This window comes from Sinorhizobium medicae, from assembly GCF_007827695.1.
Classification (GTDB): domain Bacteria; phylum Pseudomonadota; class Alphaproteobacteria; order Rhizobiales; family Rhizobiaceae; genus Sinorhizobium; species Sinorhizobium medicae.
In genome coordinates, this window is record NZ_VITA01000022.1 from 1 (window position 1) to 21,348 (window position 21,348).

The following is a 21,348-nucleotide window of genomic DNA, read 5'->3' on the forward strand; positions in this document are numbered from 1 at the left end:
ACCGACGAGAGAGGAGCAGCCGCCTCGAAACTCGACACGATGCACACGATCGTGCTGCCGTTCGTCGACGAGATCATCGCACCGATGATCTTCTCGCTGCCGGTCCAGCTTCTCGCCTACCACACCGCCGTCATCATGGGGACCGACGTCGACCAGCCGCGCAACCTCGCCAAATCGGTGACGGTCGAATGATCATTCGTCCGGACACCGAAGGCGACGACGAGGCGATCCGGCAGATTACCGAGGCGGCTTTCGCCGGTCAGCCCTATAGCAGCCAGACGGAGGCTCGGATCATCGATCGGTTGCGCTCCGAGGACGCGCTGACTCTGTCCCTCGTCGCCGAGGAAGAGGGCGAGATAATCGGCCACATCGCTTTCTCGCCGGTGACGATCGCCCCCTTTGCGGTCGGCTGGTATGGGCTTGGTCCGGTAGCGGTGCGGCCGGACCGGCAAGGACACGGCACAGGCAGTGCACTTGTGCGCCGCGGGCTCGATATGCTTCGCAAGGCGGGAGCCTCAGGCTGCGTGCTTGCGGGGGATCCGGCTTTCTATGGGAGATTCGGGTTCCGAAATGAACCTGCGCTGGTGTATGAGGGTTGTGCGCCGCAATATTTCATGGCTCTACCCTTGTCGGGAGCATTGGTTTCCGGCACCGTCACATATCATCCCGCCTTTGGAGCGGAATGACGGATCGATGGCAACGGCATGACGGACAGTTCCAAAAGCGGCATCATCGCGGCACGACTGCGCAATTACTTCTTCACGGGCCTCATAATCTGCGCGCCTCTGGCGATCACGGTATGGCTCGTCCGATCGTTCATCGAGTGGGCCGACGGCTGGGTGAAGCCGTATTTGCCGAAGTTTTATAACCCGGACAACTATCTGCCGATCGCGATCCCTGGATTCGGGCTGCTCGTTGCGGTGATCGTCATCACTCTGGTCGGCTTTCTGACCGCCAACCTTGTGGGCCGTTCGATCATCAATTTCGGCGAGTCGCTTCTTAATAGAACGCCGCTCGTCCGCTCCATCTACAAGTCGCTGAAGCAGATCTTCCAGACCGTGCTGCAGGACCAATCGTCGTCCTTCAAGAAGGCAGGGTTGATAGAATATCCCAGCCCCGGACTCTGGTCGCTCGTTTTCATCGCCACGGACGTCAAGGGCGAGATCGCAGCAAGATTCGACGAGCGCGGCATGGACATGGTGACGGTCTTCCTGCCTCCGACACCGATCCCCACTGCCGGCTTCCTGCTCTTCGTGCCGCGCGACAAGATCATTCCCTTGCAGATGAGCGCAGAAGATGCAGCAAAGCTGCTGATTTCCGGAGGCCTCGTCGCCCCCGATTACAGCCCTCTGGCCAACGCGCCGCAGCTTGCGATCAAACAGCAGGAGAGCGTTTGAGGGGCGCGCCGGATGATCAGCCGGCGCGGAGGAACCGGATCGCCTCGTCGCGACGGAAGAGATACAGAAGCATCCTGAGCGCCGCACCGCGTTCCGATGTCAGTTCCGGATCCCGATCGATCACATAGGCGGCATCCTTTCGCGCCATCTCCAGGAGGTCGCCATGCGCCTCGAGACTGGCGATCAGGAAGCCGGGGGTGCCGGATTGGCGCGTTCCGAGGAGCTCGCCTTCGCCACGCAGCCTGAGATCTTCCTCGGCGATCAGAAAGCCGTCTTCCGTCTCGCGCAGGACCGAGAGCCGAGCCCGCCCGGCTTCGCTGAGCGGGCTTTTGTAAAGCAGGATGCAGGTCGAGGCTTCGTCGCCGCGACCAACGCGCCCCCGAAGCTGATGCAGTTGCGCAAGGCCGAAGCGTTCGGCGTGTTCGATCACCATGATCGTGGCGTCCGGCACGTCGACCCCGACCTCGACGACGGTCGTTGCCACGAGCAACCGGATGTCGCCGGTCTTGAAGGCGAGCATGACGGCATCCTTTTCAGGCCCCGTCATGCGCCCGTGCACCAGGCCGACATCCTTGCCGAACCGTCGAGCAAGGCTCTGGTAGCGCTCATCGGCAGACATTGCGTCGGTTTCCTCGGACTCCTCGACGAGAGGGCAGATCCAATAGGCCTTCTTGCCTTGGCTCAGCGCCGCATCGAGCCTCTCCACGATCTCGTCGGTCCGTTCGTTCGGTATCGTGACGGTCTGGATCGGCTTGCGCCCGGCCGGCTTCTCCGTCAGCTTCGAAACGTCCATGTCGCCGAAGGCCGCAAGCACAAGTGTTCTCGGAATAGGTGTCGCGGTCATGACGAGCATGTGCGGCGAGACACCCTTGGCCGTCAGACGCAATCTCTGGTGCACGCCAAAACGATGCTGCTCATCGACCACGGCGAGGACGAGGTGGCGATAGCTCACTGCATCCTGAAAAAGTGCGTGCGTGCCGATCACCAACTGCGTTTCGCCGGAAGCGATGCGCTCCAGTACCGCGTCACGCTCCTTGCCCTTCGTCCTGCCGGTCAGGACGTCGATGGTGATACCCGCCGGTGCCGCCAACTTCGAAAGGGTGGCGTGGTGCTGGCGCGCGAGAATTTCCGTCGGCGCCATCAGCACCGCCTGGCCGCCGGCCTCCAGAGCCGCCAGAATCGCCATCAAGGCGACGGCCGTCTTGCCCGAACCTACATCACCCTGCAGCAATCGCAGCATGCGGTCTGTTCCGGACATGTCTTGAAGGATCTCGTCGACGGCGGTCGACTGGCTGCTCGTCAGCGAGAAGGGCAGGGCGGCGATGACTGGACTGCTCAATCGGCCCGTTGGATGAACAGGCGTGCCGGACACTTTGCGCAGTCGCTGGCGAACGAGCGAGAGCGAAAGCTGCCCCGCCAGGAATTCGTCGTAGGCTAGCCTGCGGCGCGCGGGAGCCTGCGCGTCGATGTCTGCGTCATCCCGTGGTTCGTGCAGGCGCTGAAGACTCTCCTTGACGCTTTGGAAACCCTGCTGGCGAAGTAGGGCCCCGTCCAGCCACTCCGGCAGGTCCGGGACGCGCGCCACCGCCGCCTCGATGGACTTGCGAAGCGGCCTGGAAGTCAGGCCCGCCGTCAGCCCGTAAACCGGTTCGACGAGCGTCATATTCTGCGATTCGGCCGCGCGGACCATGTAATCCGGGTGTACCATGGAGGCCCGCCCGTTGAACCAGTCGACCTTGCCGCTGACGATGACCGTCTCGTCGACCGGCAGGGCCTTTTCGAGCCAGTTGCCCTTCACGCGGAAGAAGGTCAGCGCGAGTTCGCCGGTATCGTCGTGAAGAAAGACGCGATATGGCACGTTCGACCTGCCGCTGGGGGCGGGCTGGTGCCGGTCGACGCGCCCGGTAATGGTGACGATCGAACCGGCTGGAGCATAGGCGATGCCGGGCTGGCGGCGGCGGTCGATCAGTGAATGGGGCGCATGGAACAGAAGATCCACGACGCGGCAGTCTTCGATCGTCTCGCGCCCGAGCAGACGGGCGTAAAGCTCGCCGGTCTTTGGTCCGATGCCGGGCAAAGTATCGAGAGGCGAAAACAGCGGGTCGAGCAGGGCAGGGCGCATGGCAATGAAATTGCGACGATAATTCCGCCTTTGGCAAGGCTGACAACCGGCTTTCCAGCGTTTATAGAGCCCAATGATCTCGATCGCCGAGGCGGCGGACGGCAGAAGGACATCCCATGACCGGCATTTCGCGCACGAGCGCCGATCTCGACCCGCGTCGGCGCAGGATTCTTTTCCGCGCATGGCACCGTGGCATCAGGGAAATGGACCTGATCCTCGGCCAGTTCGCGGAGGCGGAGCTCGCGACCTTGTCCGAAGCGGAGCTCGACGAGCTCGAAGCGATCATGGGCGAGGAGGACAACGACCTCGTCCGCTGGATCACTGGAGAAAAACCGCTGCCCGAGCGTTATGCGACCGAGCTTTTTCTCCGGATTGCTGCCTATCGCCCTGATTTCGACCCGGTTCGCCAAGACACGAAGCAGACATGACGATGATACCTGGCCTCGACCCTAGGAAGGTTCTTGCGGCGACGCGGGAAATGACAATCGGCCCGGTGCCAACGGGTGCCGAGGCGCTCGTACTTGCGGAGCTGGCGCGTGGCGGCGCACCCGTCGCCTATATTCTGTCTGACGGACAGAAGGTCTCAGACCTCGAACAGGTGCTCGGCTTCGTCGCTCCCGACATCCCGGTTCTGACGCTGCCCGGTTGGGACTGTCTTCCCTACGACCGCGTCTCCCCGAGCGCCGATACGTCGGCCCGGCGCCTGGCGGCCCTGAGCGCGCTGATTGCCCATCGACGGAAACCGCATCCGGCGATCGTGCTCGTCACCGTCAATGCGGTCCTGCAAAGGATCTCGCCGCAGGATGTGATCGAAAGCCTCGCCTTCACTGCTCGTCCCGGCAATCAGATCCGCATGGACGACCTTGCGGCCCGGCTCGAGCGAAACGGTTTCGAGCGGGTGCCGACGGTGCGCGAGATGGGCGAATTTGCCGTGCGAGGAGGCATCCTCGACGTCTATGTACCCGGCAGCGGCGAGCCTCTGCGCCTTGACTTCTTCGGCGACACGCTCGAGGCGATCCGCGCATTCGACCCGGCAAGCCAGCGCACGATCGGGCAGGTTCGATCCCTGGACCTCAATCCGATGAGCGAGGTGTCGCTGACGCCGGAAACGATAAGCCACTTCCGAAAGCAGTATCTTTCGCTCTTCGGAGCGGCGACGCGCGATGATGCGCTCTATCAGGCGGTGTCGGAGGGCCGGCGTTATGCGGGCATGGAGCATTGGCTGCCCCTCTTTTATGATCGGCTCGAAACCGTCTTCGACTATCTGAACGGTTTTCGCATCGTCACCGATCATCTGGCGCGAGAGGCCGCCGCGGAGCGCTCGAAGCTCATTCTCGACTATTACGACGCGCGTCTTGCCTCCGCTTCACCGGGCAAGTCCCAGGCCACGCAGGGCACGCCTTACAAGCCAGTGCCGCCGGACATGCTCTATCTCGCCGCGAAAGCGTTCGGGGATGCGCTGACGGAGCGCAATGCCGTCCGCCTGTCACCTTTCTCCGAACACGAGGGCGAAGCCCGACACGTTGTGCATATCGAAGCGCGCCAGGGTGTGCGTTGGGCCAAGTCCGCGAGCGAGGCCGAAAGTGACGGCACGCGCACCAACGTCTTCGATCAGGCAGTGAAGCATATCGCCGAAAAGCGCGCCAAAGGCGCCAGGGTCCTCGTATCCGGTTGGACGGAAGGTTCGCTCGACCGGCTGCTTCAGGTTCTAGGCGAGCATGGCCTGGCCAATATCCGCCCGGTCCAGGCGCTTTCGGACCTCAATTCGCTGAGGCCGGGTGAAGCGGCATCCACCGTTCTTAGCCTCGAAGCGGGTTTTGAAAGCGGCGACCTTGTCGTCATAGGCGAGCAGGACATTCTCGGAGACCGTCTGGTTCGCCGCTCCAAGCGCCGCAAGCGGGGCTCTGATTTCATTGCCGAAGTGACCGGCCTGGATGAGGGCAGCTACGTCGTTCACGCCGAGCACGGGATCGGGCGCTTTGTCGGCCTGCAGACAATCGAAGCCGCCGGTGCGCCGCATGACTGCCTCGAACTCGTCTATGCGGACGACGCCAAGCTCTTTTTGCCGGTGGAAAACATCGAGCTTCTGTCCCGCTACGGTTCGGAAGGAACCGACGCGGTTCTGGACAAGCTTGGCGGGGTCGCCTGGCAGGCGCGCAAGGCCAAGCTCAAGAAGCGCCTGCTGGACATGGCCGGGGGGCTCATTCGCATTGCGGCCGAAAGACACACGCGCCATGCGCCGGTCCTGGCGGCGCAGGATGGCGTCTACGACGAATTCGCAGCACGCTTCCCCTATGACGAGACCGAGGACCAGCTGAACTCGATCGATGCCGTTCGCGACGATCTCGGCAGCGGCAGGCCGATGGATCGCCTCGTATGCGGAGATGTCGGCTTCGGGAAGACGGAGGTGGCGCTGCGTGCCGCTTTCATCGCGGCGATGAACGGCGTGCAGGTGGCTGTGGTCGTACCCACGACACTGCTTGCGCGGCAGCACTTCAGGACCTTCTCCGAACGTTTCCGCGGTCTGCCGATACGGATTCAGCAAGCCTCCCGGCTCGTCGGCTCGAAGGAGCTGGCGCTCACCAAGAAGGAAGTTGCGGAAGGCAAGACGGACATCGTGGTCGGCACGCATGCATTGCTCGGCTCGTCGATCAAATTCGCCAATCTCGGCCTGCTGATCATCGACGAGGAGCAGCACTTCGGCGTGAAGCACAAGGAACGCCTGAAAGAGCTGAAGACCGATGTGCATGTTCTCACGCTCTCGGCGACGCCCATTCCGCGGACACTGCAGCTTGCCCTTACCGGCGTGCGTGAATTGTCGCTGATCACCACGCCGCCCGTCGATCGCATGGCGGTGCGGACCTTCATTTCGCCCTTCGACGCGCTGGTGATCCGAGAGACGCTGATGCGTGAGCACTATCGCGGGGGCCAGAGCTTCTATGTCTGTCCACGTGTAAGCGATCTTCCGGAGATTCACGATTTCCTGAAGTCCGACGTGCCGGAACTGAAGGTGGCCGTGGCGCATGGGCAAATGCCAGCAACCGAACTCGAAGACATCATGAACGCCTTCTACGAAGGTCGCTACGATGTCCTGCTCTCGACCACGATCGTCGAGTCCGGTCTCGACGTACCGACCGCCAATACCCTGATCGTGCATCGTGCGGACATGTTCGGTCTGGCCCAGCTCTATCAGCTGCGCGGCCGCGTAGGGCGCTCCAAGGTCCGCGCCTTCTCGCTCTTTACGCTTCCGGTAAACAAGACCCTGACCGGACCTGCGGAGCGGCGCCTCAAGGTCCTGCAGTCGCTTGATACGCTCGGAGCCGGGTTCCAGCTCGCCAGCCACGATCTCGATATCCGCGGCGCCGGCAACCTGCTGGGCGAGGAACAGTCGGGTCATATCAAGGAGGTCGGTTTTGAGCTCTACCAGCAGATGCTGGAGGAAGCGGTGGCCGAACTCAAGGGCGAGGAGGAGATCCGCGATACCGGCTGGTCGCCGCAGATATCGGTCGGCACACCGGTGATGATCCCCGAAGACTATGTGCCCGACCTCAACCTGCGGCTCGCGCTCTATCGGCGTCTGGGCGAGCTGACGGATCTCAAGGAGATCGACGGCTTCGGTGCGGAACTGATCGACCGTTTCGGGCCGCTTCCAACGGAGGTGCAGCACCTCCTCAAGATCGTCTACGTCAAGTCGCTCTGCCGCACCGCGAATGTCGAAAAACTCGATGCCGGGCCTAAGGGCGTCGTGGTGCAGTTCCGCAACAAGGAGTTCCCCAACGCGGCCGCTCTCGTCGGTTACATCGCCAAGCAGGGGACGATCGCCAAAATCCGCCCGGACCAGAGCATCTTCTTCCAGCGCGATCTTGCCACACCGGAAAAACGGCTCTCCGGTGCCGCAATGGTCATGACGCAGCTCGCAGCGCTCGCAAAAGCCGCATAGCGGAGTGCAGCCGAACGCGGCGGTACGCCGCTATGCGGGCTTCAGTGCGCGGGGTGCTCGGCTTTCATCTGTGCGATCTCGCGCAAAGCGCTGGACAGCACCTCGACCGACTGCGCACCCATGACCGCGTATTGCTGCTCGATGATGAAGCAGGGGACGCCGGTTACGCCGATTTCCCGCGCCATATCGATTTCCTGCTTCACCGCTTGCTTATCCGCGTCTGAAGCAAGGAGAGCGGCGATCACCGGCCTTTCGAGGCCACCCTGCTCGGCAATGTCGAGAAGGACGGTGTGCTCGCCGACATTGCGGCCTTCTTCGAAATATGCCTTGAAAAGCAGGTTTACCAGCTCAGCCTGCGCCGCTTCGCCGCTGGTCGCTGCCCAACGGATCAGCCGATGTGCATCGAGCGTATTCGGGCTGACTTTGACCGCATCGAAATTGAACGCGACGCCGTCTTCCATGCCGAGATTTTCGAGCATCCGGTGCGCGTCGTCGACGGCGGCCTGACCGCCGAGCTTTGCCGCCAGGTGCTGTTTATGGTCGACGCCCTCCGGCGGCAGGTCGGGATTGAGCTGGTAAGGACGCCACTGGACTGCAACGTTGATCTCGCCGGAGACATTGGCGATCGCCTGTGCCAGGCGATTCTTGCCGAGATAGCACCACGGGCAGACGACGTCCGAGACGATATCGATATTGACGGTTTCCATGGTGGCGGCCTTTCATATTGCCAAAACTGCCAGATAAGCCGCGCAGGCGCGTCTTTCAACGCGTTAACAAAAGGGCGCCGGCTTACTGGACCCGCTCGTCCCACCAGCTCGGCAACTGATAGCCATAGAGCGGCTCAGCCGTTGGCCGGCCGATACGCTTCCACCGGGCGATCCATTGCGCATCGAGGTGGTAAAGCGGAACCACATAGGAATTGTTGACCAGCAGCCGGTCGTGCGCGCGAACGGCGGCGGTGAAATCATCGGGGTTTCGTGCCTGGAGTATGTTGTTGATCAGTTTGTCGACGTCCTTGTCGGCGACCCCGGCGAAATTGTCGCTACCTTGCCTGTCCCGTGTTCGCGAGCTCCAGCGGTTGATCTGTTCGAGACCCGGGGAGAGCGACGACGGAAACGACTTTATGATGACGTCGTAATCGAAGGACTGGCTGCGCAACTGATATTGCGAATCATCGACCGTCCGAACCCTTGCAACAATGCCGAGCGGGGCCAGAAAGCGCTGGTAGGCGAGGGCGATCTTCTCCTGTCCGGCATTCTGGCTCATGATCTCGAAAGCAAGCGGCGTGCCGTTGCCATCGACCATCTTGCCGTCCTTGATCGAGTAGCCCGCTTCACGCAGCAGCGTCACTGCCTCCCGAAGCACGTTGCGATCGCGACCCGAGCCGTCCGTAACGGGGAGCCTATAGCTGCCGTCGAGGATCGCCGGATTGATGCGCTCCCTGACATCTCCCATGAGGTCAAGTTCACGATTGTCGGCTGCTACGCCCAGGAAGGAAAGCGACGAATTCTGCCAGTAGCTTTGCGTGCGGGTATAGGCACCGTCGAAGAGGTTCTTGTTGACCCACTCGAAGTCGAAGACGAGAGCCAGGCCCTGTCTGAGCTTGATGTTGTCGAATACAGGCCTGCGCGTGTTGAAGACAAAGCCGAGCATTCCGGAGGGCGTCTTCGGCTTGAATGTTTCCTTGATCACGTCGCCGCTGCGGACCGCGGGGAAATCATAGGCGCGAGCCCATTTGGTGGCGCTTCCTTCCGGATAGATGTCTACGACGCCCTTCTTGAAGGCTTCGAAAAGCGTGTTCTCCTGAAGAAAGTACTCAACCGAGATCTCGTCGAAATTGTCGAGACCGACCTTGGACGGCAGATCCTTGGCCCAATAATCGGGATTGCGGCGATAGACGATTCGTTCTCCGGGCCTGACTTCCGCGACGCGGTAAGGGCCGGAGCCGAGCGGCGGTTTGAGGCTCGTTCGATCGAACGCCTCGACGTCGACCGCATGTTTCGGCAGCACGGGTGAAAGCCCAAGCAAAAGCGGAACCTCTCGGTCGGCATCCTCGGTGAAAGTGAAGCGCACGCTTCGCTCCCCGACCTTTTCCATCTTCGCCACCTTGGAGAGGCGGTTGCTGAAGGGTGCGCGACCTTTGTCGCGCATCAATTCGAAGGTGAAGATCACGTCTTCTGCGGTTACCGGCTGACCGTCGGCCCAGCGCGCCTTGGGATTGAGGTTGAACTGGATGAAAGTACGGTCATCGTCCCATTCGACGGTCTCGGCGAGCAGGCCATACATGGTGAAGGGCTCGTCCTGCGAGCGCTGCATCAGGGACTCGTGGACCAGATTGCCGAAACCGGGATCCCACATGCCGCGCGCAGTCGTGCGCATGCTCTTCAGGATGAAGGGGTTGAGGTTGTCGAACGTGCCGACGACGCCATAGGCAATCCTCCCGCCTTTCTTCACCTCCGGGTTGACGTAAGGGAAGTGCTTGAAGTCGGCTGGCAAGGCTGGTTCGCCATACATGGCGATCGCATGCACGGGCGCGGCCAAAGCACCGTTGGCAAATATGCTGGCTGCCACGAGCATCACCAGGCCGGAAAGAACTGCGCGCAACTTCACCTCCCGTAGGATTCTGCAGGCCGATTCCGGGCAAGTTATCAATGCGGGCGCGCATTTCCAACCGCGGCGGGCCGGGAAAAGAACAAAGCAGGCTCCTGCCACATCGCGCAACGATACGAAAGGGCCGTTCAAAGCAAATGGTTGCAAAAAGTTGCAACAAACACTGGATAAACCGGCCAAGCCAATGTAACAGATGTTTCCGGAATCGGGGCCATTCAAATGCCTCATTTGGCCAACAGGACAACGGCGGCTGACGATACTCACTCTGCGGAACTTAAGTTCCGTGACCGGATTTCAGGAGACGGAATCACAATGATCTTCAAGTCGAACTTCACCACACGCGCGGGATTGGCAGCGCTGGCGCTTTCGTTCGCAGCCGCCGGCGCGCCGAGCGTCGCTTCCGCGCAGCAGGCGGGAGGCAAGCCGCCGCAGGGTTGGTTCAAGGTCTGCACCAAGCAGGAAGATAACGATGTCTGCATCGTCCAGAACCTGCTCACCGCCAATAACGGACAGCTTGTTACGGCAGTCGGACTCATTTCCGTCTCGGGCAAGGTAAACCGCAAGGTCATGCAGGTTTCGGTGCCGTCGGCGCGCATGATTCCGCCAGGCATCCAATTGCAGATCGACGGTGGTAAGGGCGTCAAGCTCGACTACGCGATCTGCATGCCCGACAAGTGCGTTGCCGAGGCGCCACTCTCCGACGCGCTTATCGCGCAGTTGAAGAAGGGCAATGAGGTCGTCTTCACCTCCGTCAACTTTCAGCGCGCTCCAAACCCGATCAAGATGACGCTCGAAGGCTTCACTGGCGTTTTCGACGGCGAACCGATCGAACAGTCCCAGCTCGAAGAGCGCCAGCGCCTGCTGCAGGAAGAGATGCAGAAGAAGGCCGAAGACGCCCGCAAAAAGCTGGAAGAGGCGCAGAAAGCTGCCAAGCAGCAGTAACCGTCAACTCCCTCAATGAAAAGGGCGTCCGAGTCATCGATCCGGGCGCCCTTTTTTTGTACGGGCGCCGGATCACGGTCATGCAAGTGTCGGCAAATCCCACCGCGACAACCATTCGAAAAAGCCTTGCGGCAGGCGAGCGCTCTGTGCTTTTGCGATCTCATAAGCGCCGACGATCGGCGCCAACGTTGGAGACAGAGCGAGAAGCTGCCCGCTGCGAAGCTCCCGCTCGACGAATGAGGGATTGGCCTGGCCGACGCCCAGGCCAGAGATGCAAGCGTCGATAGCGGCCTCATCCGTATCGAAAACTAGGGTCCCGCCGCGCGGCTCGAATGCAAAGCCGGCGCATTCGCACCAGCGATGCCAGGACCAGCCGTCTGCCGTGTCCAGAAGCAGAGGCAGATCAAGAACCTGCCCCGGCTCGCGACCTGCGCTGAGGCTGGAGAACAGTTGCGGCGAGGAAACAGCAATGGTCCTGTCGACCAGCGATCCTCGCGCGAATGTTTCGATCTGCGTACCACGCCGATAGGTCACCGTCACATCGGCCGTTTCTCCGGAACCAAGCGCCAGCGAGTGAATGGAAATGTCGACGGCCGGATTTTCCTGTAGATAGGAACCCAGACGCGGAATAAGCCAGCGTCGCGCCAGCGTAATCGGTGCCTGGATCACCAGTCGAGAGCGATCAGGCAATATCGCCCGGGCCCCTGTTTCGAGCGTTGAAAGAGCACTGTTGACGTGGACCAGGAAGTGACGCCCGGCCTCAGTCAATTCTATAGCATTGTGCCGGCGGCGAAACAGCATCACGCCCAACGCATGTTCGAGCGACTTGACCTGGCGGCTTACAGCTCCCGGAGTCACATGCATCTCGGCTGCCGCCGAAGTCAGACTTCCAGCCTTCGCAGCAGCGGCGAAAGCCGGCAATGCACCAAGCGGGGGAAGACGCATGTTCCTGGTTTGAGTTTTATTCATGCTGGCGTGAAAACCTTTCGCTTGCAATGGAAATGTCTATCGACTTCATAAGTCAAATTCATTTCGGGGAATATAGCGTCCACATGAGTCCTTGTTTCGAATGATTCTAAATGAGGCTTCGAGAATTACGAAGCTTTGGATCTATATAACTCACATCGTTCTCCGGTTTATGAACGAGAACTCGATGGTCATTGGCCATTCGAGCGATTTTCTGTTTTCGGCTCCAACTATTCTCGGGAGCGCTCCGGAATTTCTTGAGTGTACTAAAAAATAAACTTGAATATATTTATCATGTATGCAATTCAATCCACATAACGACGCAGGGACTGGCGGATGCGGGCAAGGAAAGTCGATGGACGCAGCGAAGACGCGCTTTGCGAGGAGGGTGGCTTGCGGCTTTCTCACGCAGAGCGCCTGCGTCCGAGCACGCATAGCAGCCACTTTTGTCCCGACGCGCCCATCATCTGCTGTCGGCGCAGTCGCGCCAGGATCCACGGATACCATCAGGAGGCTTCCCATGTTTTCCGGCCATAACCGAAATTCTCTCCGGTGGACGTGGCGCATTTGCGCAGCCGGCATAGCGGCGCTCGCGATTACGGCAAGTTCGGCCCATGCAGACGAGATCAAGACGTTGAGCGTCATCGACGATCGCGGCGTCGCGGTCGCGGTTCCGGCTCCGCCCAAAAGGATCGCCTCCGTTTCCTATTTCGCGGCAGACGTCGCACTCGCCCTCGGCATAAAGCCGGTCGCCAGCACCTACATGGTCCAGGGCCGGAATCCCGACTTCCTCGCCGACTACCTCAAGGACGTAAAGGAAATCGGCCAACGAGCCACTCCCAATCTCGAGCTGCTCGCCGAGGCAAAGCCAGACGTGACGATAGCGATCCGACGCTACACCGAAGGCAATGCCGACCAGATTGCAAATGTGGCACCCTATCTCGCCTACAATCTGGAACTCTATGCCGACAGCGACAGGACCATAAGCCAGCTCGCGGCAATCCTGGGCCAGGCAAAGCGCGGACAGGAACTGAACGCGCGCTTCAAGGCAGCGATGGAGGAATTCTCCGCCAAGGCCCCGAAGGACCGGCATCCACGCTTCGTCGTCATGTGGGGTGGCGATACGCCCTGGGTGTTTCGCTCCGAGAACATGACGGCGGCGATCCTGGTGGCGCTGGGCGGGGACAATATCGCCGGACAAAACCCGACGCCCTATCTGCCCGACAACTGGGGGATGGAGATGAGCCTTGAGACCATGCTGGAAAAGGACCCGGAAATCATCTTCGTCTATGACTACGGCCCGGACCGGCCGCATGAAAACAATCCGATCTGGCAGCAGCTTTCCGCGGTGAAGAACGGGCGTGTTCACTATGTCGGCGATCACTGGGTCGAGACTCACGGACCGATTGCCCGGGAGATCGTCCTGCGTGAAGCGGCACATCTGCTTTACCCGGAGACTTTTCCTGCGGTTGATGTCAAGGCCGAAGCGCGAAAACTCATACCGGCCTCGGTCGAGTAGCGGCAAAATCGGGAAAAGCAATGACGCCGCGTGGCCGTTGTATCGCTGCAATCCTTCTGGCAGTTTCGACGGCTGCGCTGATCGGCTTTGCGGCTCTGCTCGTCGGTGCTAAGCCCATGAGTTTGGAGGCGGCCATTCGTGCGGTTCTCGCACCCAACCAGGGTGTCGACGGAATTATCGTATGGACGCTCCGGATGCCTCGCAGCATCGCGGCTTTCCTCGCCGGTGCCGCGCTGGCGGTCGCCGGCCTGCTTTTGCAGATCATCACCCGCAATCCGCTCGCTGCACCGGACCTCACGGGCGTTTCTGCGGGCGCGGTACTGCTGATTGTCTTCACATTCGTGGCCTTCCCGGCGGTCTCCTCGGTATTCTATCCCTTCATAGGAATGTCCGGTGGGCTGCTAGCGGTTGCGCTGACGATCTGGGCAGCGCGGAGCGGGCGTGGACCAGCGCTTCATCTCGCACTCAGCGGCATCACGGTCTCGCTGTTCCTCAATGCGCTGACGGCCTACATCCTCATTCGCGGCGCGCCGCAGTCGCCTTCCATGCTGTTCTGGCTGTCGGGGGGCTTTCAGGGACGCTCGTGGCCTCAGGTAAGCTATATGCTGCCGTGGGTCGCCATCGGAATAGGTGCCGCACTTGCGTGCCACCGCGTCATCGGACTGCTCTCGCTCGGCGACGAGGCGGCCGCCGGCATGGGGCTGAACGCTGCACGGTGGAAGCTCGCGCTGCTCCTTTGTGCGGCGGGGCTGGTCGCCGGGGTCACTCCCATTGCCGGGCCGATTGCCTTTATCGGGCTTACCGTGCCGCACCTCGTTCGTCTCCTGCGGCCCGTGGATGCAGCTACGGCGATACTGCTGAATGCGTCGACCGGCGGCGCTCTGCTGCTGACAGCCGACGCGCTCGCACGTTCCGTCGCGGCGCCGAGGGAGATCCCGGTCAGCATCTTCACCGCGCTGATCGGCGGGCCGGTCTTTCTTTATCTCGTGCAGCGCCGCCAGTCTTTGCCCGGCAGGGGAACGGTGTGATGAGCCTGGCCACGCCAAGATCGGCCCGAAGGAAAGGGGTTCTGATCCTGCCGCTGACGATCTCGGCGTTGTTGCTCATTGCTTCCGTTTTTCTCGGTGTCGTCGATCTGCCGGCCAAGGATATACTGGCGGTCCTCGTCGGTGGCGGGTCGGACGATGCGGATCTCATCATCGGCACCATCCGGATACCGCGCATCGTGACCGGCATGCTCGCCGGAGCTCATTTCGCGGTTGCCGGGCTCCTGCTGCAGGCGATCACGCGCAACCCACTCGCGGATCCAACGATCCTGGGCATATCACAGGGCGCGACACTGACGGTGGCGATTTTCCTGCTTTTCACGGTCTATGGGGCGAGCGCCGACGCCCACACGCTGTACAGTCTGCCGCTACGCTGGCTGCCACTCGTGGCCAGTGTCGGCGGTATGGCGACCGGGTTTCTGGTTTTCTGGATCGCGATACGCAATCGCTTGAGCCTATTGAGGCTGACGCTTTCCGGCATTGCCATCGGAGCGACATTGCACGCGCTGGCCATGGGGATGATCGCCGGATGGGGCAGCGCCCGCTTCGAGATCGTCATGCAATGGCTGTCGGGCAGCCTTTACGCACGCAGCTGGGAGCATGTGATTTTCCTGCTGCCGTTCACGGTCGCGGCGGTGATCGCTCTACCGCTGCTGCACCGTTCGCTCGATATGCTCCGCTTCGAAGAGGACGTAGCGCGGTCCTTCGGCCTGTCCTACCGGCTGCATTTCAGCCTGGTTCTCCTTACAGCCTGCGGCCTCGCCGCAAGCGCCGTCGGAACGGTCGGGCCGCTGATCTTCGTCGGCCTCGTCGTGCCGCACCTGGCGCATTTTCTCGCCGGCCGGCGCTTCGGCATGGTCATGCCGCTCACCGTGGTCCTCGGCGCATCTCTCGTCACCGGAGCCGACCTGGCCGGACGTCTGCTCGGCCAGGCGGAGGAGATCCCAATCGGGGTGATCACCGCTCTGGCAGGTGCCCCAGCGCTCCTCATCCTTCTGCGCCGTCGTTCCTGAGGCAAGCCGATGATCCTGAAAGCAACAAATGTCGGCGTCAGATACGGTGCGCACCGCGCGCTCGATGCCTTTTCGCTTGGCTTCTCGCAGGGCGAGATCGTGGCGCTGATCGGGCCGAACGGGTCCGGCAAAAGCACGGCACTGCACGCGCTCGCGGGACTGACGAGCCCGGACGAAGGAGAAGTCGTCCTTGACGGGAGGGAGATGAGGGCGTGGAAAAGGCGGAACCTGGCCAAGCGCCTCTCGTTTCTGCCGCAAGCACCTTACGCGCCCGACGACATGAGCGTGGAAGAACTGGTCCGGCAGGGACGCTTTGCCCATGTCGGACTGTTCCAAAGCTTCCGCAGCGAAGATCGCGAGGCCGTCGAGTGGGCGCTCGAAAGCACCGGGCTCGAGACCCTTGCCGATCGCGGACTGAAGGCGTTGTCGGGTGGTGAACGCCAGCGTGCCTGGATTGCTGCCGCGCTTGCCCAGGAAAGCGGCATCCTCATTCTCGATGAACCGACGTCGTTTCTCGACATCGGCCATCAAGTCGAAATACTGGAGCTGATTTCCCGGCTCAGCCGTAAACGCGGCGTCACCGTGATCATCGCAATCCACGACCTCAATCATGCCATGGCAATTGCAGACAGGATCGCCCTTCTTTCCGCGGGAAGGCTTGTTTTTGAAGGTTCGCCCACGGCCCTAAGCGGCACCGGCCTTCTCGAAAAGACTTTCAAGGTCGAGGGCGAGTTCATCCAATCAAGCGGCGGGGAAGCGCCCTATCTGCAGGTTCGCGTTCGCCGCTAGGGCGGGAAAGCCTGCACGCGTTTCCGTTCGCCCTCGCACCAGCGTTAGGCATGATCACGATTGCCATCCGGCAAAGCGGCAGGCCCAAGCATGAAAAAGCCCGGCTTGCGCCGGGCTCAGACCGCGCGAAAAACCGCTGCGCTTGCCTGCAATCGCCCTAATGCTGATAGACCGCCTTGGGCTTATAGTGCCCGGCATCGGCCCGTTCGAACAGGGCGTCTACCTGGGGGTGGCGGACCGGCCTGTCGCTCTCGTCGGAAACGAGATTCTGTTCCGATACATAGGCGACGTACTCGCTTTCTTCGTTTTCTGCGAACAGATGATAGAAGGGCTGGTCCTTTTCGGGCCTGATCTCCTGCGGAATCGCATTCCACCATTCATCGGTGTTCGCATATTCCGGGTCGACGTCGAAGATGACGCCGCGGAACGGGAACATCCGATGGCGAACCACCTGTCCGATCTCAAATTTGGCGTTTCTTTGTTTCATGACGCAACACATCCTTTCAGACAGTTATCTGGGTTGTCGCATATGGAACATCAAGAGGGAAGCGCCCCCCGTCAGCGAGCTTCCATCGGCATTGACTGAAAAAGGCGGGCCTCGGATGAAACCCGCCTCCGTCGTTCACCTTGCATGGGCAGAACCTTCGGCAGGCCTGCCCGTTCCGTATCAGACGGAATAATACATGTCGTACTCGACGGGGTGCGGCGTCATTTCGAAGCGCATGACTTCCTGCATCTTCAGCTCGATGAAGGAGTCGATCTGATCGTCGTCGAACACGCCGCCGGCGGTCAGGAACTTGCGGTCCTTGTCGAGACTTTCAAGCGCTTCGCGCAGGCTGCCGCACACGGTCGGAATCTTCTTCAGCTCCTTCGGGGGCAGGTCATAGAGGTCCTTGTCCATAGCCTTGCCGGGGTTGAGCTTGTTCTTGATGCCGTCGAGGCCGGCCATCAGCATGGCGGCAAAGGCGAGGTAGGGGTTCGCCGTCGGATCCGGAAAACGGACTTCGACACGCTTCGACTTCGGGTTGCTGCCGAATGGAATGCGGCAAGAGGCCGAGCGATTGCGTGCCGAATAGGCCAGCAGAACCGGTGCCTCATAGCCCGGGACCAGACGCTTGTAGGAGTTCGTCGACGGATTTGTGAAGGCGTTCAGAGCCTTGGCATGCTTGATGATGCCGCCGATGAAATAGAGGCAGGTTTCAGAAAGGCCGGCATACTCGTCGCCGGCAAAGGTCGGCTTGCCATCCTTCCAAATCGAGAGATGAACGTGCATGCCCGAGCCGTTGTCGCCGAAGATCGGCTTGGGCATGAAGGTGGCAGTCTTGCCATAGGCGTTGGCTACCTGGTGTACGACATATTTGTAGATCTGCATCTTGTCGGCGTTGCGGACGAGGGCATCGAATTTTATGCCGAGCTCATGCTGCGCCGCAGCCACTTCGTGGTGGTGCTTTTCCACCGTGACGCCCATTTCGGTGAGCACGGTCAGCATTTCCGAGCGCATGTCCTGGCTGCTGTCGACCGGCGGAACGGGGAAATAGCCGCCCTTGACGCGGGGGCGGTGGCCGAGGTTGCCGGTCTCGTAGTCCGTGTCGTCATTGGAGGGCAGTTCGGAGCTGTCGAGCTTGAAGCCGGTATTGTACGGATCAGCCTTGTACTTGACGTCGTCGAAAACGAAGAACTCTGCTTCCGGGCCCACGAAAACCGTGTCGCCGATACCCGACGCCTTGAGATAGGCCTCTGCCTTCTTGGCCGTGCCGCGCGGATCGCGGTTATAGGCTTCGCCCGAAACCGGATCGAGGATATCGCAGAAGATGACCATGGTGGACTGCGCGAAGAACGGGTCCATATGGGCTGTTTCCGGATCAGGCATCAGCACCATGTCGGACTCGTTGATAGCCTTCCAGCCGCCGATCGAGGAACCATCGAACATCACGCCATCGGCGAACATGTCTTCGTCGACGCAGACGACGTCCATCGTCACGTGCTGCAGCTTGCCTTTGGGGTCGGTAAAGCGCAGGTCCACGAACTTGACGTCGTTTTCCTTGATCTGCTTCAGAACTTCACTCGCAGTCGTCATTTGTTGCAATTCCCTGTGATGACGAGGATTGGAAACGGGGCCGGATGGCCCCGGATGTGGTAACGTCGCTTGGCGACGTGATCAGATGGCGTCGATTCCGGTTTCACCGGTGCGGATGCGGATGACCTCTTCCACGTTGGATACGAATATCTTGCCGTCGCCGATCCGGCCGGTTTGTGCGGCGTTACGGATGGCTTCGATCACGGCCTCCGCATTCTCATCGGCCAGCACAACCTCGACCTTCACCTTCGGCAGGAAGTCCACGACGTATTCTGCACCCCGGTAAAGCTCCGTATGACCTTTCTGCCGCCCGAAGCCCTTGGCTTCCGTGACGGTAATCCCCTGCAAGCCGACCTCCTGAAGGGCTTCCTTCACTTCGTCGAGCTTGAAAGGCTTAATGATCGCTTCGATCTTTTTCATGAGAAAATGTCTCTCCGCTTCTCCCTTAAAGCAGGTTCTGCCCGCTTGGTTTCCCACTATGCACGTAGCGTGCCACTTTTGTAGGGGCATGACGCGCAGATTGCGAAATTTCCAGCGGTCACGCCATGGGTGCCGAGGGCACAATGGGCTTTTGCAGCAGCAATCTGCCTATTTTTTATGAAGTTCGCAGGCTTGAGCCCGCATCCGATCCAAGAAGCGCCGCCGTTTCATGCTCGGAGCACGTAATTTAAGCACCTATAGTGTGCAAATGCATAACCTTTAATCATTCTCGTTTCCTATCGACGCTACTCTTGTTTTCTCTCCTTCCGTCGCGTTTAGATCGCTTCCATGTCCCAGACACTTTCAAATATCTTTGTGACTCCGGCCGAAATGACATCGGTCGACAAGGATGCCGCCCATTCGGGAATCGACAGCTTCTCGCTCATGCGTTCAGCCGGAACGGCCGTGTCGGCCGCCGCCTTGCGACTTTACCCGGGAGCCCTGCGGTTCGTGACGCTTTGCGGCCCCGGCAACAACGGTGGCGATGGCTATGTCGCCGCAGCCGCGCTGGCGGAAAGCGGCGCATGCGTCACGGTGTTCGCGCTTGGCGAGCCGGCGAAGTTGAAGGGCGATGCCGCAAGGGCGCGCGAACGGTGCGCGCTCGCGCCTGGACCGCTCGACGGTTACGAGCCGCAACCGGGCGACGTCGTTATCGATGCGCTTTTCGGGGCAGGGCTTGCGCGTGAGGTGCCCAAGCAGGCGAGAAACGTCATCGGCCGGGTGAACGCCAGTGGAGTACCGGTAGTCGCCGTCGACCTGCCATCCGGCATAGACGGGCGGACGGGTGAGATCCGTGGCGCAAGCTTCGTTGCGGCCCACACCGTAACGTTCATGGCTCCAAAGCCCGGCCATCTGCTGATGCCGGGTCGCGCCCGTTGCGGCACAATCGAAGTCTTCGATATCGGCATCCCGGGGAGGTTCGTTGTCGGCAGGGCCGGTGATTTGCACATCAACACCCCCACGCTCTGGGAAGAGCACCTCGGCGCGCTCGATCCGGAGGCCCATAAATACAAGCGCGGTCATCTCGCAGTATTTTGCGGCGGATCGGCCTCGACCGGGGCCGCGCGATTGTCGGCGGCAGCCGGCCTGCGCGCTGGTGCCGGGCTCGTGACGCTTGCCTCTCCAGTGGAAGCGCTCGCTACGAACGCGTCGCATCTCACGGCCGTCATGCTCAAGGAGATCGACGGCACAGCCGACCTTAGCGCCTGGCTCAAGGACAAGCGGCTGAGCACTTTCGTTCTTGGCCCCGGTTTCGGGGTTGGCAAGACGGCACGGGACTTCGTGCTCATGCTTTGCGACCGGGCGCTGGTCCTCGATGCCGACGGCATCACTTCGTTCAAAGAGGCGGAAGAGCAACTCTTCGACAGGATCGCGGAGGAGGGCGGCGAAGTGGTGATGACGCCGCACGACGGTGAGTTTGGGCGTATTTTCCCCGGCATTGCTGCGGATACGGCTTTGTCAAAGATCGAGAAGGCACAGGCGGCAGCAAAACTCAGTCATTCCGTGATCGTCTACAAGGGCCCGGATACCGTCATTGCCGCGCCTTCCGGCCGGGCGGCCGTCAATGTCAATGCGCCCCCCTGGCTTGCGACGGCAGGCTCCGGCGACGTGCTTGCCGGGATCATCGGAGCGCACCTGGCACAGGGCATGCCTTCATTCGAGGCAGCGGCGGCGGCAGTCTGGCGCCACGGCGAAGCAGGTGTCGCAGCTGGCCGTACGGCGACGGCCGAAATGCTCATCGAAAGCATGCCGCCGCTTTGAGAAAATGCTCCGATCTTTCCCCGAACGTGTTCTAACCGCGTGTGCCCTTGGCGATAGGCTCCTGGTAGGTGAAGCCCAGATCCCAAGGGAAGTAGATCCAAGTATCCTGGCTGACCTCGGTAACGAAAGTATCGACCAGCGGACGCCCTTTCGGCTTTGCGTAGACGGCGGCGAAATGCGCCTTTGGCAGCATCGCGCGAACCTCGGCGGCGGTTTTGCCGGTGTCTGTCAAATCGTCGACGATGAGAACGCCTTCGCCGCCGCTCTTGGCGATCTCCGGTGAGATGCTCTTCAGCACCTTCATCTGACCTTGCGTATCGTAGTCGTGATAGGAGGCGATGCAGACCGTTTCGATCATCCGGATGTTAAGTTCCCGGCTTACGATCGCGGCCGGAACAAGGCCGCCGCGCGTGATGCAAACCATCGCGCGCCATTCCTGTCCGTTATCCGCTAGCCGCCAGGCCAGAGCGCGGGCGTCGCGATGGAATTGATCCCAGGATACGGGAAAGGCTTTCTCGGGAAGAGACATGGCGGGCTCCGGCTTCTTTCCACTGTCCGTGGCAAGCGTTGCTGCAGGTCGGCGGCCACACGGCCGACGCTTTCGTGTCTGATGCAATAACGGCAATGAAGCCGAGAGTGCAAGGGCCAGTCCCGCCTGAGTGCCGCGATCCAGCGTTTTCGGCGAA

18 protein-coding genes and 1 pseudogene are annotated in these 21,348 nt (G+C 61.0%); 11 read left to right on the top strand and 8 right to left on the bottom strand.

Annotation, left to right across the window (positions count from 1 at the left end; genetic code table 11):
- The 3 genes and pseudogenes from FB009_RS27195 to FB009_RS27205 all read left to right on the top strand — a co-directional run.
- A pseudogene (locus tag FB009_RS27195) lies at positions 1-192 on the top strand (SIS domain-containing protein); the annotation flags it as partial.
- Positions 189-686, top strand: a complete 498-nt coding sequence (locus tag FB009_RS27200; RefSeq protein ID WP_011975559.1) for a GNAT family N-acetyltransferase — start codon at positions 189-191, stop codon at positions 684-686. The pseudogene FB009_RS27195 and the gene FB009_RS27200, both read left to right, overlap by 4 nt.
- Before the next feature lie 18 nt (positions 687-704).
- Positions 705-1,397 carry a DUF502 domain-containing protein gene (locus FB009_RS27205; RefSeq protein WP_011975558.1) on the top strand — a complete coding sequence of 231 codons (693 nt, stop codon included), beginning with the start codon at positions 705-707 and terminating at the stop codon, positions 1,395-1,397.
- Positions 1,398-1,413: 16 nt separating this feature from the next.
- Here the strand turns inward: FB009_RS27205 and recG are convergent, their stop codons facing one another.
- The gene (gene recG, locus FB009_RS27210; RefSeq protein WP_011975557.1) at positions 1,414-3,519 is read right to left on the bottom strand and encodes an ATP-dependent DNA helicase RecG; all 2,106 of its coding nucleotides are present in this window, start codon (positions 3,517-3,519) and stop codon (positions 1,414-1,416) included.
- A 116-nt stretch (positions 3,520-3,635) separates the two neighbouring features.
- On the opposite strand from recG, the gene FB009_RS27215 reads away from it, so the two are divergent.
- Positions 3,636-3,947, top strand: a complete 312-nt coding sequence (locus FB009_RS27215; protein ID WP_011975556.1) for an FAD assembly factor SdhE — start codon at positions 3,636-3,638, stop codon at positions 3,945-3,947.
- Positions 3,944-7,459, top strand: a complete 3,516-nt coding sequence (gene mfd / locus FB009_RS27220; RefSeq protein WP_011975555.1) for a transcription-repair coupling factor — start codon at positions 3,944-3,946, stop codon at positions 7,457-7,459. The genes FB009_RS27215 and mfd overlap by 4 nt, the downstream gene beginning before the upstream one ends.
- Positions 7,460-7,500: 41 nt before the next feature.
- On the opposite strand, the gene FB009_RS27225 is transcribed toward mfd, so the two are convergent.
- Complete coding sequence (locus FB009_RS27225; RefSeq protein WP_011975554.1) at positions 7,501-8,166, bottom strand: DsbA family oxidoreductase; 666 nt, start codon at positions 8,164-8,166, stop codon at positions 7,501-7,503.
- Between the two features lie 82 nt (positions 8,167-8,248).
- Positions 8,249-10,063 carry an extracellular solute-binding protein gene (locus FB009_RS27230; protein WP_024312260.1) on the bottom strand — a complete coding sequence of 605 codons (1,815 nt, stop codon included), beginning with the start codon at positions 10,061-10,063 and terminating at the stop codon, positions 8,249-8,251.
- Between the two features lie 318 nt (positions 10,064-10,381).
- On the opposite strand from FB009_RS27230, the gene FB009_RS27235 reads away from it, so the two are divergent.
- Positions 10,382-11,011 carry an invasion associated locus B family protein gene (locus tag FB009_RS27235; RefSeq protein WP_011975552.1) on the top strand — a complete coding sequence of 210 codons (630 nt, stop codon included), beginning with the start codon at positions 10,382-10,384 and terminating at the stop codon, positions 11,009-11,011.
- Between the two features lie 78 nt (positions 11,012-11,089).
- On the opposite strand, the gene FB009_RS27240 is transcribed toward FB009_RS27235, so the two are convergent.
- On the bottom strand, positions 11,090-11,980 hold the full coding sequence (locus FB009_RS27240; protein WP_024312259.1) for a LysR family transcriptional regulator: 891 nt from the start codon (positions 11,978-11,980) through the stop codon (positions 11,090-11,092).
- A 517-nt stretch (positions 11,981-12,497) separates the two neighbouring features.
- On the opposite strand from FB009_RS27240, the gene FB009_RS27245 reads away from it, so the two are divergent.
- The 4 genes from FB009_RS27245 to FB009_RS27260 are packed head-to-tail and all read left to right on the top strand — an operon-like array spanning position 12,498 to position 16,344.
- Entirely contained in the window at positions 12,498-13,496 is a 999-nt protein-coding gene (locus FB009_RS27245) for an ABC transporter substrate-binding protein (protein WP_011975550.1), read from the top strand.
- 20 nt (positions 13,497-13,516) lie between these two features.
- Positions 13,517-14,524, top strand: a complete 1,008-nt coding sequence (locus FB009_RS27250) for a FecCD family ABC transporter permease (protein WP_011975549.1) — start codon at positions 13,517-13,519, stop codon at positions 14,522-14,524.
- Complete coding sequence (locus tag FB009_RS27255; protein ID WP_011975548.1) at positions 14,524-15,555, top strand: FecCD family ABC transporter permease; 1,032 nt, start codon at positions 14,524-14,526, stop codon at positions 15,553-15,555. The genes FB009_RS27250 and FB009_RS27255 overlap by 1 nt, the downstream gene beginning before the upstream one ends.
- Before the next feature lie 9 nt (positions 15,556-15,564).
- Positions 15,565-16,344 (top strand): ABC transporter ATP-binding protein, encoded by a 780-nt coding sequence (locus FB009_RS27260; RefSeq protein ID WP_011975547.1) that lies wholly within the window; start codon positions 15,565-15,567, stop codon positions 16,342-16,344.
- A 157-nt stretch (positions 16,345-16,501) separates the two neighbouring features.
- On the opposite strand, the gene hspQ is transcribed toward FB009_RS27260, so the two are convergent.
- The 3 genes from hspQ to FB009_RS27275 form a co-directional block, all read right to left on the bottom strand.
- Positions 16,502-16,831, bottom strand: a complete 330-nt coding sequence (gene hspQ / locus FB009_RS27265; RefSeq protein WP_011975546.1) for a heat shock protein HspQ — start codon at positions 16,829-16,831, stop codon at positions 16,502-16,504.
- A 180-nt stretch (positions 16,832-17,011) separates the two neighbouring features.
- The gene (gene glnA, locus FB009_RS27270) at positions 17,012-18,421 is read right to left on the bottom strand and encodes a type I glutamate--ammonia ligase (RefSeq protein WP_011975545.1); all 1,410 of its coding nucleotides are present in this window, start codon (positions 18,419-18,421) and stop codon (positions 17,012-17,014) included.
- Between the two features lie 81 nt (positions 18,422-18,502).
- The gene (locus FB009_RS27275) at positions 18,503-18,841 is read right to left on the bottom strand and encodes a P-II family nitrogen regulator (RefSeq protein ID WP_011975544.1); all 339 of its coding nucleotides are present in this window, start codon (positions 18,839-18,841) and stop codon (positions 18,503-18,505) included.
- Positions 18,842-19,189: 348 nt separating this feature from the next.
- Here FB009_RS27275 and FB009_RS27280 point away from each other — a divergent pair, with 348 nt between their 5' ends.
- A complete protein-coding gene (locus FB009_RS27280) occupies positions 19,190-20,662 on the top strand; it encodes a bifunctional ADP-dependent NAD(P)H-hydrate dehydratase/NAD(P)H-hydrate epimerase (RefSeq protein WP_011975543.1) in 1,473 nt (490 codons plus the stop codon).
- Positions 20,663-20,693: 31 nt separating this feature from the next.
- Here the strand turns inward: FB009_RS27280 and gpt are convergent, their stop codons facing one another.
- Positions 20,694-21,191, bottom strand: coding sequence for a xanthine phosphoribosyltransferase (gpt, locus tag FB009_RS27285; RefSeq protein WP_011975542.1), 498 nt, complete (start codon positions 21,189-21,191; stop codon positions 20,694-20,696).
- Positions 21,192-21,348: the final 157 nt, after the last annotated feature.

Excerpts from the sequence above, each read along its gene's own strand:
- FB009_RS27200 (WP_011975559.1), top strand. The coding sequence starts at position 189 with ATGATCATTCGTCCGGACACCGAAGGCGACGACGAGGCGATCCGGCAG.
- FB009_RS27205 (WP_011975558.1), top strand. The coding sequence starts at position 705 with ATGACGGACAGTTCCAAAAGCGGCATCATCGCGGCACGACTGCGCAAT.
- recG (WP_011975557.1), bottom strand. The coding sequence starts at position 3,519 with ATGCGCCCTGCCCTGCTCGACCCGCTGTTTTCGCCTCTCGATACTTTG.
- FB009_RS27215 (WP_011975556.1), top strand. The coding sequence starts at position 3,636 with ATGACCGGCATTTCGCGCACGAGCGCCGATCTCGACCCGCGTCGGCGC.
- mfd (WP_011975555.1), top strand. The coding sequence starts at position 3,944 with ATGACGATGATACCTGGCCTCGACCCTAGGAAGGTTCTTGCGGCGACG.
- FB009_RS27225 (WP_011975554.1), bottom strand. The coding sequence starts at position 8,166 with ATGGAAACCGTCAATATCGATATCGTCTCGGACGTCGTCTGCCCGTGG.
- FB009_RS27235 (WP_011975552.1), top strand. The coding sequence starts at position 10,382 with ATGATCTTCAAGTCGAACTTCACCACACGCGCGGGATTGGCAGCGCTG.
- FB009_RS27240 (WP_024312259.1), bottom strand. The coding sequence starts at position 11,980 with ATGAATAAAACTCAAACCAGGAACATGCGTCTTCCCCCGCTTGGTGCA.
- FB009_RS27245 (WP_011975550.1), top strand. The coding sequence starts at position 12,498 with ATGTTTTCCGGCCATAACCGAAATTCTCTCCGGTGGACGTGGCGCATT.
- FB009_RS27250 (WP_011975549.1), top strand. The coding sequence starts at position 13,517 with ATGACGCCGCGTGGCCGTTGTATCGCTGCAATCCTTCTGGCAGTTTCG.
- FB009_RS27255 (WP_011975548.1), top strand. The coding sequence starts at position 14,524 with ATGAGCCTGGCCACGCCAAGATCGGCCCGAAGGAAAGGGGTTCTGATC.
- FB009_RS27260 (WP_011975547.1), top strand. The coding sequence starts at position 15,565 with ATGATCCTGAAAGCAACAAATGTCGGCGTCAGATACGGTGCGCACCGC.
- hspQ (WP_011975546.1), bottom strand. The coding sequence starts at position 16,831 with ATGAAACAAAGAAACGCCAAATTTGAGATCGGACAGGTGGTTCGCCAT.
- glnA (WP_011975545.1), bottom strand. The coding sequence starts at position 18,421 with ATGACGACTGCGAGTGAAGTTCTGAAGCAGATCAAGGAAAACGACGTC.
- FB009_RS27275 (WP_011975544.1), bottom strand. The coding sequence starts at position 18,841 with ATGAAAAAGATCGAAGCGATCATTAAGCCTTTCAAGCTCGACGAAGTG.
- FB009_RS27280 (WP_011975543.1), top strand. The coding sequence starts at position 19,190 with ATGTCCCAGACACTTTCAAATATCTTTGTGACTCCGGCCGAAATGACA.
- gpt (WP_011975542.1), bottom strand. The coding sequence starts at position 21,191 with ATGTCTCTTCCCGAGAAAGCCTTTCCCGTATCCTGGGATCAATTCCAT.